The sequence below is a fragment of the Salipiger bermudensis HTCC2601 genome (assembly GCF_000153725.1).
In the GTDB taxonomy this organism is placed as follows: Bacteria; Pseudomonadota; Alphaproteobacteria; order Rhodobacterales; family Rhodobacteraceae; genus Salipiger; species Salipiger bermudensis.
In genome coordinates this window covers 2,390,538-2,402,971 of the sequence record NZ_DS022276.1, presented here as the reverse complement: position 1 = coordinate 2,402,971, position 12,434 = coordinate 2,390,538, and the positions used below count along the sequence as shown (strand labels likewise).

The following is a 12,434-nucleotide window of genomic DNA, read 5'->3' as shown; positions in this document are numbered from 1 at the left end:
AAATATGGTCAGCCCCGCAATTGACCCTTGCGCCTGTGGCGCATAATCAGTCCGCAACTCTCAGACAGGGCCGATGCGATGACCGACACCAGCACCAAACCGCGGAGCTTCCAGGAGATCATCCTGCGACTGCAGACCTATTGGGCCGCCAAGGGCTGCGCCGTGCTGCAGCCCTACGACATGGAAGTCGGTGCCGGCACCTTCCACCCGGCCACCACGCTGCGCGCGCTCGGCTCCAAGCCCTGGGCTGCGGCCTATGTGCAGCCCTCGCGCCGCCCGACCGACGGGCGCTACGGCGAGAACCCGAACCGGCTGCAGCATTACTACCAGTTCCAGGTGCTGATCAAACCGTCGCCGCCGGACCTGCAGGCGCTCTATCTCGGTTCGCTCGAGGCCATCGGCATCGACATGTCGATGCATGACGTGCGCTTCGTCGAGGACGACTGGGAAAGCCCGACGCTGGGCGCCTGGGGCCTGGGCTGGGAGGTCTGGTGCGACGGCATGGAAGTGTCGCAGTTCACCTATTTCCAGCAGGTCGGCGGGCATGACTGCACCCCGGTCTCGGGCGAGCTGACCTACGGGCTCGAACGCCTCGCCATGTACGTGCTGGGCATCGACCACGTCATGGAGATGCCGTTCAACGACCCGCAATCGCCGCAGCCGCTGCTCTATGGCGACGTGTTCCGCCAGACCGAGGAGGAATACTCGCGCTGGAACTTCGACGTGGCCGACACCGAGACGCTGCTGAAGCATTTCGAGGATGCCGAAGCCGAGTGCCAGCGCGCGCTCGAGGCCGAGGCAGTGGATCCCAAGACCGGCAAGCGCATCGTCATGGCCCACCCGGCCTATGACCAGTGCATCAAGGCCAGCCACCTGTTCAACCTGCTCGACGCGCGCGGCGTGATCTCGGTCACCGAGCGCCAGGCCTATATCGGCCCGGGTCCGGGCGCTGGCCAAGCGCTGCGCCGACGCTTCGTGATGACCGAGGCCGGCGGCCACGCGGCCTGAGCCGCGCGGCCCGACATCCAGAGACAGACCCAGACCGGAGCGCAGACATGAGCGGCAAGATCCTCGGCATCGCCATCATCGTGACCGCCCTGCTCTTCGGCGCCGGGGTCTACTATTTCCAGGTGTTCCACTACTACGAGCGTGTCGAGGACGATGCCGGGCAGGTCTTCCTGACGCCGCTCGACGGCGGCGCGCCCGAACACATCCCCTATGGCGATTTCGAGGGCATCGACGCCACCAGCTCGCCGATCCGCTTCCGCGGCTGCTTCACCACGCCAGAGCGCCCGCAGGCTCTCGACGCGCGCTTCGAGCACTACGACGGCGCGGAGCCGCGCAATGCGCCGTTCTGGTTCGACTGCTTCGACGCCGAGGCGATCGGGACGCTTGTCGAGACCGGCGAGGCGCATGTCTATACCGCGCAGCGCAATATCGAATACGGCATCGACCGGGTGGTCGCGGTGACCGAGGACGGCCGCGGCTATATCTGGGAAGAGATCAACGATTGCGGCGACAAGGCCTATGACGGCACGCCGCTCGGCGAGGACTGCCCGCCGCGGGAGTGAGGCCGGAAGGGTCCGAGGCCTGCCTGCCGTCGCGTCGGGTTTGAACCGAGGCGACAAGCGGGGGCGCTGCCCCCATCGCAGCAGGGCTGCGATTCCCCCGAGGTAATTTTGAACCAGAGAAGACAGGGGGTTGCGCGCCTGTCGAACGATGGGACGGAACCTTTTGCGGGGTCCGGGCGCTGTCTCCTCAATCGAGGAGATCAGTGATGTCAGACAAAGCGCCCGCCTGGGTTGTTCCCGTAATGCGCGCCGGATATGCCGCGCGCGGTGCCGTTTATACCGTCGTCGGGGGGCTTGCATTGCTGGCCGCCTGGAGAGGCGGCCAAGCCGAGGGCACCACAGATGCGCTCGCCGAGCTGCGAAGCGTGCCATGGGGCGTGGCGCTGCTCTGGGCGATTGCCATCGGCCTCATCGCCTACATGATCTGGCGGCTGATCGACGCCTGGATGGATCTCGAATGCGAGGGCACCGATGCCAAGGGCATGGTGGCCCGCGCCGGCCAGGCGATCACCGGCGTGATCCATGGCGCCATCGGCGTGTCGGTGGCGACCACCGCGATGGGCGGCGGCAACGGTGGCGGAGGTGGCGCGCAAACCGCCACACAGAAGCTGATGTCGATGCCTTGGGGGCCGTGGCTGGTGATGGCCGTCGGGCTCGTGACCATCGGCGCAGGGATCTACTACGCACACAAGGGCCTCAAGGAGAAATACAAGCGCGACATCCGCGTCACCCCGCTCGCGCGCAAGCTCGATCCGGTGATGAAGTTCGGCCTCATCGCCGAGGGCGTGGTGATCGGCATTATCGGCGCGTCCATCTTCTATGCCGGCATGACCGTCAATCCCCAAGAGGCCGGCGGTGTCGGCACCGCGCTCGACCAGATCCGCTCGGTGGCCTATGGCCGCATCCTTCTGGGCGTCGTCGCGATCGGCCTGATCGGCTTTGCAGTGGAGAACTTCATCGAGGCCGCCTACCGCATCGTGCCGCGCCGCTCGGGCGACGACGTGATGACGCTGGCGCGCCGTGCCAAGCTCAAGGCCGAGGGCAAGCTGCAAGAGGCCACCGCCTGACGGCTAACCGCTGGACCTCGGCCCTTGGGGCCGTTATCCACCGAAGCGAACAACAGCCCGTGCCGATCCCGGCGCGGGCGGATGCTTTGGTGAGACTATGCCCGACCTTCTGATCGAACTCTTTTCCGAGGAAATCCCCGCCCGCATGCAGACGCGTGCCGCGGAGGATCTGAAGAAACTCGTCACCGACGGTCTGGTGGAGAACGGTCTGACCTATGCCGGCGCCGCGGCCTTCTCGACGCCGCGCCGGCTGACCCTCACCGTGAGCGGTCTGCTCGACGCCTCCCCCGCCACCCGCGAAGAGCGCCGCGGCCCCAAGGTCGACGCGCCGGAGAAGGCCATCGAGGGCTTCCTGCGCGGTGCCGGCGTCAGCCGCGAGCAATGCGAAGCGCGCGAGGACAAGAAGGGCACCTTTCTCTACGCGGTGATCGAGAAGCCGGGCCGCCCGGCGGCCGAGATCGTGGCCGAGGTGCTCGAAGCGGCGATCCGCAACTTCCCCTGGCCCAAGTCGATGCGCTGGGGCGCAGGCACGTTGCGCTGGGTCCGCCCGCTGCACCGCATCATGTGCGTCCTGAGCTCCGAGGCCGGCGACGCGGTCGTGCCCTTGGAAATCGATGGCATCGAGGCGGGCCAGACCACCGAGGGCCACCGCTTCATGGGCGACGGCGCCTTCGAAGTGACCTCCTTTGCCGATTACGAAACCCGGCTGAAGCGCGCGAAGGTCATCCTCTCGGCTGAGGAACGCGCTGAAACCATCTGGCATGACGCGACAAACCGCGCCTTCGCCCAAGGCCTCGAAGTGGTCGAGGACCGCGGGCTGCTGGCCGAGGTGGCGGGTCTGGTCGAGTGGCCGGTGGTGCTGATGGGCAAGATCGACGCGCAGTTCCTCGAGCTGCCGCCGGAAGTGCTCCAGACCTCGATGAAAGAGCACCAGAAGTTCTTTTCGGTCAAGAATCCGGCCACCAGCCGCATTGAAGGCTTTGTCACGGTTGCAAATGTGGAAACGCCGGATGACGGCGCGACCATCCTCGCAGGCAACAACAAGGTGCTTTCGGCCCGGCTGTCCGACGCCAAGTTCTTCTGGGAGAACGATCTGCGTGTCGCAAAGAACGAGGGCCTGGAAGCCTGGACCGAGCGGCTCGGCAACGTGACCTTCCACAACAAGCTTGGCTCGCAGCGCGACCGCATCGAGCGCATCGCGGCACTGGCGCGCGAGATCGCACCGATGGTCGGCGCGGACGCAGCGCTGGCCGAGCAGGCGGCGCGCGTGGCCAAGGCCGACCTGAGCTCGGAGATGGTCTATGAATTCCCCGAGCTTCAGGGGCTTATGGGCCGTTATTACGCCGAGGCCGCCGGCCTGCCGACAGAGGTCGCCGTGGCCTGCGAGGAGCATTACTCGCCGCTCGGGCCGTCCGACGCCGTGCCCACCGCGCCGGTCTCGGTCACCGTGGCGCTGGCCGACAAGCTCGACACGCTGACCGGCTTCTGGGCGATCGACGAGAAACCAACCGGCTCCAAGGACCCCTATGCGCTGCGCCGCGCCGCGCTTGGCGTGATCCGGCTGGTGCTGGTCAATGGGCTGCGCCTGCATCTCGACCGCCTCTTCGACGCGCAGATCCTGCGCCACAAGATCGAAGCCGGCGTTGATAGCGACCAGCAGGAGCTGCGCGATGCGCTGCTGCGCGAGATCGCGCAACACGGCGTCTTCGGCTCCTCGGTCAAGGCCGTGATCGACGAGATTGAGGGCGACGCGGCCGAGTGGGTCAAAGAGGTCACCAACCACCGCCCCGATCTCAGCGACGATCTGCTCGCCTTCTTCCACGACCGCCTCAAGGTGCACCTCAAGGGCGAAGGCGTGCGGCATGACGTGATTGATGCAGTGCTGGCGATGCCCGGCAATGACGACCTCGCTCAGGTGGTGCGCCGCGCCACGGCGCTCGGCGAGGTGCTGGGCACCGAGGACGGCGCAAACCTCGTCCAGGGCTTCAAGCGCGCCAACAACATCCTCACCCAGGCCGAGGACAAGGACGGGGTCGAGTACAGCTTCGGCGCCGACCCCAAGTTTGCCGAGGTCGACGAGGAAAAGGCGCTGTTCGCCGCGCTCGATGCCGCCGATGCCGAGATCAAGCCCGCGCTGGAAAAGGAAGATTTCGCCGCTGCCATGACCGCCATGGCCGGTCTGCGCGCGCCGATCGACGCCTTTTTCGAGGCGGTGCAGGTCAATTCCGAGAGCCCGGTGGTGCGCCGCAACCGCCTCAACCTGCTGTCGCGCATCCGCACAAGCTGCCTTCAGGTGGCCGATCTGAACCGCCTCGAGGGCTGAGCGGGCGTTGCCCGAAAGCCCTTCCGCACCAAAGACTTGCGGCGCGCGTGCCGAGATTTCTTGCACGCGCCCGCCCGGCGGTGGCATCTTTGGCGCAGCGTCTTAACCTTACGTACTCCTGAAAAGGTGATGGTGCGGTTGCCCTGATCCGGGTTATGCTGCACTGCGGAAAAACAGGATCTCCCGTGCCCGACACGCTGCGACAGGACCAGGACCCGCGGGTCACGCTCATCACCCCATCGGCGCCGATCTCGACGCCGAGCCACGGGGGGCGTGCCAAGTGCCTGCAGCGGCTCGTGCGGCTCGATCTGCCGGTGCCGCGCACCGTGGCGCTGAGCTTCGACACCGTGCACCGCATCGCCGCGGGCGAAATGCCCGACGTGGTCGCGATTCTCGGCGAGTTCGCCCCCGGCGCGCTGCTCTGTGTGCGCCCCTCCTCGGAGGATCCCGATTGGGGCGGGCCCGGCTCGGTGCTCAATATCGGCATGAACGACGCCGCCTTCGTCGAGTATTCCGAGCGCATGGGCCCCGAGCTTGCCTCGGATCTCTACAAACGCTTCGTCACGGCCTATGCCATCCACGTGGCGAGGCTCGATCCGGATGTCTTCGAAGAGATCGACAGCCCCGGCGAGGAAGGCCTGAGCGACGTGCTGCGCTGCTACGAGGATGAGGCCGAGGAGCCCTTCCCGCAGGATCCCGCCGTGCAGCTGGCCGAGGTGCTGCGCTCGATGGCGCGCGCCTGGGAGGGCACCACCGCGCGGCTGCTGCGACAGGCCAAGGGCGCGCCGGTCGATGCCGGGCTGGGGCTCATCGTGCAAGAGATGGCGCTGGGGCTCGGCATGGGCGAATGCGGCTCGGGCGTGCTGCAGCTGGTCAATTCCGAGACCGGGCAGCCGCAGATCACCGGCCGTTACATGAGCCAGAGCCAGGGCCGCGAGGCGCTGCAGTGCGAGCAGAGCTCGCTCTATCTCGAGCGCGATCCGCGCGGCCCCTCGCTGGAAGAGCTGGCGCCCGGGGCCTTCGAGACGCTGAAGGACTACGCCGCGCTGGTGCGCTGCAAGCTGCGGGTAGAGATGCAGATCGAGTTCACGCTCGAAAATGGCGCGGTGCACATCCTCGACGCCATACGGGTCAAGCGCAGCTCGCGCGCGGCGCTGCAGATCGCGGTGCGGCTGGCCAATGACGGCATCATCTCGCAACAGGAAGCGCTGATGCGGGTCGAACCGCGTGGCCTGTCCGAGCTGCTGCACCGGCAGATCGACCCCGAGGCCGAGCGCGACGCCATCGGGCGCGGCGTGGCGGCCTCTCCCGGGGCGGCGACCGGCAAGATCGTGTTCTCCTCCTCCGAGGCGCAGGCCAGCGCGGCGCGCGGCGAGCCCTGCATCCTCGTCCGGCGCGAGACCTCGCCAGAGGACGTGCGCGGCATGCACGCCGCTGTGGCGGTGCTGACCGAACGCGGCGGCATGACCAGCCACGCGGCGGTGATCGGCCGCGGCCTCGGCCTGCCCTGCGTCGTGGGCGCGGCGCGCATGGGCTTCCGCCTCAACGACAAGACGCTGCTGGCCGAGGATGGCCGCCGCTTCCGCGAGGGCGACACCCTCACCGTCGACGGCAGCTCGGGCCAGGTGCTTGCCGGTGCGCCGAAGATGATCGAGGCGGCGCTCGACGAGACCTTCCACGTCTTCATGTCCTGGGCCGATGCCGAGCGCGACATCGGCATCCGCGCCAATGCCGACACCCCGGCCGACGCCACCACGGCGCGCAATTTCGCGGCGCAGGGTATCGGGCTGTGCCGCACCGAGCACATGTTCTTCGAGGCCGAGCGCATCACACCGATGCGCGAGATGATCTTCGCCGACAGCCCCGACGACCGGAAGACCGCCCTCGCCCGGCTGCTGCCGATGCAGCGCGCCGATTTCATCGAACTGTTCCGCATCATGGAGGGGATGCCGGTCTGCATCCGCCTCTTCGATCCGCCGCTGCACGAGTTCCTGCCCTCCGACCGCGCCGGTCTGCGCGATCTGGCCGAGGCGCTCGACCTGCCGGTCTCGGACGTGACCCGCCGGGTCGAGAGCATGGGCGAATACAACCCCATGCTCGGGATGCGCGGCGTGCGGCTCGGCATCGCGGTGCCCGAGATCTACGATATGCAGGCCCGGGCCATCTTCGAGGCGACGCTCGAGGCCTCCAAGGAGGGCGCGCCGGTGGTGCCCGAGATCATGCTGCCCCTGGTCTCGGCCTGCCGCGAGGTCGAGCTGGTGCGCAACCGCATCGACGCAGTGGCGGCGGCGGTGCGCAACGAGCGCGGCCGCGATTTCGACTATTCTCTCGGCGTCATGGTCGAGACCCCGCGCGCCTGCCTGCGTGCCGACGAGATCGCCCAGCACGCGCATTTCCTCAGCTTCGGCACCAACGACCTCACGCAGATGACTTACGGCCTCTCGCGCGACGATGCCGGACGCTTCATGTCGCATTATGTGCAGCAAGGCGTGTTCCCAGAAGATCCGTTCCACCGGCTCGACGCCGAGGGCGTCGGCGAACTGATCCGGGTGGGCGTGGAACGCGGGCGCAAGGGCAATGGCGGCGTCATGTTGTCGGTCTGCGGCGAGCATGGCGGCAACCCCGAATCGATTGCCTTCTGCCGAAACGCGGGCATCGACTACGTGAGTTGCTCCCCGTTTCGCGTTCCGGTTGCACGGCTAGCAGCCGCTCAACTCGCAATTAGAGACAAGATCGGGTAGGCGCGCAGCTGCCGCGCCACAACATATGTAAACTTAACGATGTATTTGGGCCGGAATCCGCCCATTTCGGTCCCGGGCGCTGGACCGCTCGGAACAATTTTACTAATTACGCCGCGATTTTGAGCGATTTTGGGGAAATCGCCACCTGGGACGTGACGTAAAGAGGGACAGATGATCAAGGCTATGTTTACCGCGCTGGCGCTGCTGGCGACGGCCGCTCCGCTTGCTGCCGAAGTGAAGCAGGACAATATCCGCCGTCTGGTGAAGCTCGAACAGCGCGGGCTCAATACCGCGACCAAAGCACATTTCAACGCGCTAGTCTCGCCCGAAACGCGTCCGGGCGGATTTTCCTACGACCGCACGTGGCTCGAAAGCCAGCCCAAGGCCAGCGGCGGCGCCCAGTGGGAGTGCCTTGCCGAGGCGCTGTACTTCGAGGCTCGCGGCGAGACCGTGAAAGGCCAGTTTGCCGTGGCCGAGGTCATTCTCAACCGCGTCGACAGCGCAAAGTTCCCGGATTCGGTCTGTAGCGTGATCCGCCAGGGCACCGGCCGGAAATACGCCTGCCAGTTCACCTATACCTGCGACGGCAACCCCGAGCACATCAACGAGCCCCGCGCCTGGGAGCGCGTCGGCAAGGTTGCCAAGATCATGCTCTCGGGCGCCCCGCGCGCACTGACCGGCGGCGCGACCTACTACCACACCACCGCGGTGAACCCGTCCTGGTCGCGCAAGTTCAACCAGACCGCCGCGATCGGCGTGCACCAGTTCTACCGCCCGGATTACCGCATCAGCAGCAACTGACGCGGGCGCGGCGCAAAGCGCCGCTTTCCGGCCCTCGCGCCCGGCCATTCGCTGCGATAGGATATCGGGCAACCCGCCCGGCCCTCCCCTTCAGGAGGGGATCGCGCCTCCTGTAACCCTCTCGCGAGAGAAGTGCTGCGGCGGCCCCCTGAAGACCACATGCGAGGGCCCCTCATGGCCGACGAAATCCGCCTTGCCTTTGCGCACCCCTCCGAGCGCGCCATCGCCACCGAGGGCGAGGCGCCGCGCGACCGCATCTCGCTGCGCGAGCATGTGCGCGAGGTCGAGATTGGCGCCTTTCAGGCCGAGCGCGGCCACACCCAGCGCATCCGCTTCGACGTGGTGGTCGAGGTCACGCCCTCGGGCGGGCCGCTCGATGACGATGTCGACCGCATCCTGAGTTACGACCGCGTCACCGAGGCGATCAGCACCGAGCTCGAGGCCGAGCGTCTCAACCTGCTGGAAACGCTCGCCGAGCGCATCGCCGAGCGCATCCTGCTCGAGCCGCAGGCCATGCGCGCCTTCGTCCGCATCGAGAAGCTCGACCGCGGCCCCGGCGCGCTCGGGGTCGAGATCGTCCGCACGAAGCGCGATTTCGGTGCCCACCTCAACGAGGTGGCACAGCCCCGCCCGCATCCGCGCATCGTCTATCTTTCGAATGCCGCCATCGCCTCGGACGCGCTCGTCGGCTGGATCGACGGCTTCGCCGCCGAGACGGCCCCGCTGATCCTCTGCGTCGGGCTGCCGGATCTGGACCGACCGCAGGCGGGCCACCCTCTGGCGCAGCGCCGCGTCGATCTGCTCGCCATCGAGCAGAACGGCTGGATGCTGGCGGCGCGCGATCCGCGCTGCAAGGTGGTCTCGACCCGCACCGAGCTCGACTGGGCGATGAAGAATGGCCAGATCTGCGTCTGGGCGCCCTCCAAGATCGTGCTCGACGCCACCCAAGGCCCGGCCTCGCGGCCACGCGACTCGGTGGCGCTGGCGGGCTGGTTCGCCGAGCACATGGAAGCCTCCGAGCTGGTGGTGATCGGCGAATCCCTGCCCGAGGACGTCACCGTCCCGGCGCGCGCTGTCACAGTCTGAAACAGCCGGCGACGCCGCTGCTTGCCAATCCCGGCGCGCGGCGTCACAACCCGGTCATGCGAGATTATTACCGCCCCCTCGTCCGCTCCGACGCCCCCCGCCCCAAGGATGCCCTGCCGCTGGCCGGCGGCCCGCGCTGGTTCTCCCATGTCGCCCGGCATCGCCGCGACGGCAGCGTCACGCGGATCCACGCCTCCGAGATCCCGGAGGCCGCTCTGGCCCGCCTGACCACGCCGCGCGCGCCGCTTCTCGGGCTCGACATGCGCCAGCCGCAGATCATGGCGATCCTCAACGTCACGCCCGACAGCTTCTCCGATGGCGGGCTCGACGGCTCCAGCACCGAGGCCGCGCTGCGCGGGCGGCGGCTGATGACCGACGGCGCCGACCTTCTGGACATCGGCGGCGAGAGCACCCGCCCCGGCGCCGAAGACGTGGCCCCGGGGGAGGAGATTTCGCGCACCGAGCCGGTGATCCGGGCGCTGGCCGGCGTGCCGATCTCGATCGACACCCGCAAGATGGCGGTGGCGAAGGCGGCGATCCGCGCCGGCGCGGCACTGGTCAACGACGTCTCGGGGCTCACCCATGACCCCGCTCTGGCCGATTTCTGCGTCGAGAACGCCCTGCCGGTCTGCATCATGCACAGCCAAGGCGATCCGCAGACCATGCAGGACGCGCCGCGCTACGACGACGTGCTGCTCGACGTCTACGATTTCCTCGAGGAACAGGTCGAGATGCTCGAGGCCAAGGGGCTCTCGCGCGACAAGATCGTGGTCGATCCGGGCATCGGCTTCGGAAAGACGCAGGCGCACAACCTCGCGCTGCTGAACGGGCTGGCCCTGTTCCATGGGCTCGGCTGCCCGATCCTGCTGGGCGTGTCGCGCAAGGGTTTCGTCGGCCGCATCGGCGACGCGCCCGATCCGAAAAAACGCGCGCCCGGCTCGATCGCCGTGGCGCTCGCCGGGATCGCGCAGGGGGTGCAGATCTTCCGGGTCCACGATGTCGCGGAAACTCGCCAGGCCATCGCGCTGTGGCAGGCAGTCGAACAGGGAGCAGGCCATGACGCGTAAGCTATTCGGAACCGACGGGGTGCGCGGCACCGCCAACACCTTCCCGATGACCGCCGAGATGGCGCTGATGATCGGCGCCGCCGCAGGGCGCTATTTCCGCCGCGAACAGGGCGGGGTGCACCGGGTGGTGATCGGCAAGGACACGCGGCTCTCGGGCTACATGTTCGAGAACGCCCTGACCGCGGGCCTCACCTCGACCGGCATGAACGTGCTGCTGCTGGGCCCGGTCCCGACCCCGGCGGTGGGGCTTTTGACGCCGTCCATGCGCGCCGATCTCGGCATCATGATCTCGGCCAGCCACAACCCGGCGGATGACAACGGCATCAAGTTCTTCGGCCCAGACGGCTTCAAGCTCTCCGACGAGGCCGAGGCCGAGATCGAGGCGCTGGTCGAGGCCGGCGTGGCCCCGGCACAGGCCGGCAATATCGGCCGTGCCAAGCGCATCGACGATGGCCGCTTCCGCTATCAGGAGCGGCTCAAGGGCACCCTGCCCCACGGCATGCGGCTCGACGGCATGAAGGTGGTGGTCGACTGCGCCAATGGCGCCGCCTACAAGACCGCGCCCGAGGTGCTCTGGGAGCTCGGCGCCGACGTGATCCCGCTCGGCACCTCTCCGAACGGGCTGAACATCAATGACAATTGCGGCTCGACCAAGCCTCAGGCCGCGGCCGAAGCGGTCGTGGCGCACGGCGCCGACGTGGGCATCTGCCTTGACGGCGATGCCGACAGGATCCTGCTGATCGACGAGACCGGCACCATTGCCGACGGCGACCAGATCATGGCGCTGATGGCGGCCCGCTGGGCCGAGGAAGACCGGCTTGTCGATGGCACGCTGGTGGCCACGGTGATGTCGAATCTCGGGCTCGAGCGCTTCCTGACCGGCCGCGGCCTGCGGCTCGAGCGCACCAAGGTGGGCGACCGCTACGTGGTCGAGGCGATGCGCGCGAAGGGCTGGAACCTCGGCGGCGAGCAATCCGGCCATATCGTGATGACCGATTACGCCACCACAGGCGACGGGCTGATGGCGGGGATGCAGTTCCTCGCCGAGATGGTGCGCACCGGCCAGCCCGCCTCGCGCCTGGCGCGCCGCTTCGAGCCGGTGCCGCAACTGCTGCAGAATGTCCGTTTCGCCGCCGGCCAGACGCCGCTCGAGGCGGCCCGCGTGCAGGGCGCCATCGCCGAGGCCGAGGCGACGCTGTCGGGCAAAGGCCGGCTGCTGATCCGCAAATCCGGCACCGAGCCGCTGATCCGGGTGATGGCGGAATGCGAGGACGAGGCGCTGCTGAGCCGGGTGGTCGAAGGCATCGTCGCCGAGGTCAAGGCCGCGGTCTGATCCGCCCCCTCTCATCAAGCGGCGTGCGCAAGCGCACACAGGTTTCCTGATCGCGGCTCGAGCATGACGCATCCCTCCGGCGAAACAAGAGCGTCCCCCGCCGGCAGCCTCCGGCGGGGATATTTTTTGGCCAGAAGAAGCCGGGAAGACGCCCCTGTCTTCTTCTGGCTCTAAATATCCCGGGGTAAGCGCGCCCCGGCGCGCGCAGGGGCAGCGCCCCTGACGGCACGAAGGCCGTGTCCGCGCGGTGCCTGGGTGGGGCGGTGCAGCACCGGCTCGACCCGCCGCCCTCTCCCGCGAGGCCTGCGGCGGAATGGCAGGCTCAGCAGGGACAGCAGGAACGCCACCGCAAGCCAGCCGCTGACAAACCCGCTTCCGGCGAAGATCGCGCCTTCGGCGGTCATCGGCACCCCCGGGCGATAGGCCTGCCAGGTGCGCTCGGCGA

9 protein-coding genes and 1 pseudogene are annotated in these 12,434 nt (G+C 67.9%); 9 read left to right on the top strand and 1 reads right to left on the bottom strand.

What is annotated here, in order from left to right; all coding sequences use genetic code 11:
• The first annotated feature begins 78 nt into the window (after positions 1 to 78).
• The 9 genes and pseudogenes from R2601_RS11445 (at position 79) to glmM (ending at position 11,989) form a co-directional block, all read left to right on the top strand.
• Positions 79 to 1,008 (top strand): annotated as a pseudogene (locus tag R2601_RS11445) (glycine--tRNA ligase subunit alpha).
• 47 nt (positions 1,009 to 1,055) lie between these two features.
• Positions 1,056 to 1,571, top strand: a complete 516-nt coding sequence (locus R2601_RS11440) for a DUF6446 family protein (protein WP_007798307.1) — start codon at positions 1,056 to 1,058, stop codon at positions 1,569 to 1,571.
• Between the two features lie 206 nt (positions 1,572 to 1,777).
• Positions 1,778 to 2,638 carry a DUF1206 domain-containing protein gene (locus tag R2601_RS11435; RefSeq protein ID WP_040544635.1) on the top strand — a complete coding sequence of 287 codons (861 nt, stop codon included), beginning with the start codon at positions 1,778 to 1,780 and terminating at the stop codon, positions 2,636 to 2,638.
• Positions 2,639 to 2,735: 97 nt separating this feature from the next.
• Positions 2,736 to 4,961, top strand: coding sequence for a glycine--tRNA ligase subunit beta (gene glyS, locus R2601_RS11430; RefSeq protein ID WP_007798301.1), 2,226 nt, complete (start codon positions 2,736 to 2,738; stop codon positions 4,959 to 4,961).
• 185 nt (positions 4,962 to 5,146) lie between these two features.
• On the top strand, positions 5,147 to 7,702 hold the full coding sequence (locus R2601_RS11425; RefSeq protein WP_007798299.1) for a putative PEP-binding protein: 2,556 nt from the start codon (positions 5,147 to 5,149) through the stop codon (positions 7,700 to 7,702).
• 171 nt (positions 7,703 to 7,873) lie between these two features.
• The gene (locus tag R2601_RS11420) at positions 7,874 to 8,503 is read left to right on the top strand and encodes a cell wall hydrolase (RefSeq protein WP_007798296.1); all 630 of its coding nucleotides are present in this window, start codon (positions 7,874 to 7,876) and stop codon (positions 8,501 to 8,503) included.
• A gap of 174 nt (positions 8,504 to 8,677) precedes the next feature.
• The gene (locus tag R2601_RS11415) at positions 8,678 to 9,589 is read left to right on the top strand and encodes a dihydroneopterin aldolase (RefSeq protein WP_007798293.1); all 912 of its coding nucleotides are present in this window, start codon (positions 8,678 to 8,680) and stop codon (positions 9,587 to 9,589) included.
• Between the two features lie 56 nt (positions 9,590 to 9,645).
• Positions 9,646 to 10,656, top strand: coding sequence for a dihydropteroate synthase (gene folP, locus R2601_RS11410; RefSeq protein ID WP_007798291.1), 1,011 nt, complete (start codon positions 9,646 to 9,648; stop codon positions 10,654 to 10,656).
• The gene (gene glmM / locus R2601_RS11405; protein WP_007798289.1) at positions 10,646 to 11,989 is read left to right on the top strand and encodes a phosphoglucosamine mutase; all 1,344 of its coding nucleotides are present in this window, start codon (positions 10,646 to 10,648) and stop codon (positions 11,987 to 11,989) included. The genes folP and glmM overlap by 11 nt, the downstream gene beginning before the upstream one ends.
• 170 nt (positions 11,990 to 12,159) lie before the next feature.
• On the opposite strand, the gene R2601_RS27300 is transcribed toward glmM, so the two are convergent.
• The coding region (locus R2601_RS27300) for a DUF2937 family protein (protein ID WP_007798286.1) at positions 12,160 to 12,434 on the bottom strand (275 nt) is incomplete at its 5' end.

What these genes read in the sequence shown, in the direction of transcription:
- R2601_RS11415 (WP_007798293.1), top strand. Translation starts at nt 8,678, where the DNA reads ATGGCCGACGAAATCCGCCTTGCCTTTGCGCACCCCTCCGAGCGCGCC.
- R2601_RS11420 (WP_007798296.1), top strand. Translation starts at nt 7,874, where the DNA reads ATGATCAAGGCTATGTTTACCGCGCTGGCGCTGCTGGCGACGGCCGCT.
- glyS (WP_007798301.1), top strand. Translation starts at nt 2,736, where the DNA reads ATGCCCGACCTTCTGATCGAACTCTTTTCCGAGGAAATCCCCGCCCGC.
- R2601_RS11440 (WP_007798307.1), top strand. Translation starts at nt 1,056, where the DNA reads ATGAGCGGCAAGATCCTCGGCATCGCCATCATCGTGACCGCCCTGCTC.
- R2601_RS11435 (WP_040544635.1), top strand. Translation starts at nt 1,778, where the DNA reads ATGTCAGACAAAGCGCCCGCCTGGGTTGTTCCCGTAATGCGCGCCGGA.
- glmM (WP_007798289.1), top strand. Translation starts at nt 10,646, where the DNA reads ATGACGCGTAAGCTATTCGGAACCGACGGGGTGCGCGGCACCGCCAAC.
- folP (WP_007798291.1), top strand. Translation starts at nt 9,646, where the DNA reads ATGCGAGATTATTACCGCCCCCTCGTCCGCTCCGACGCCCCCCGCCCC.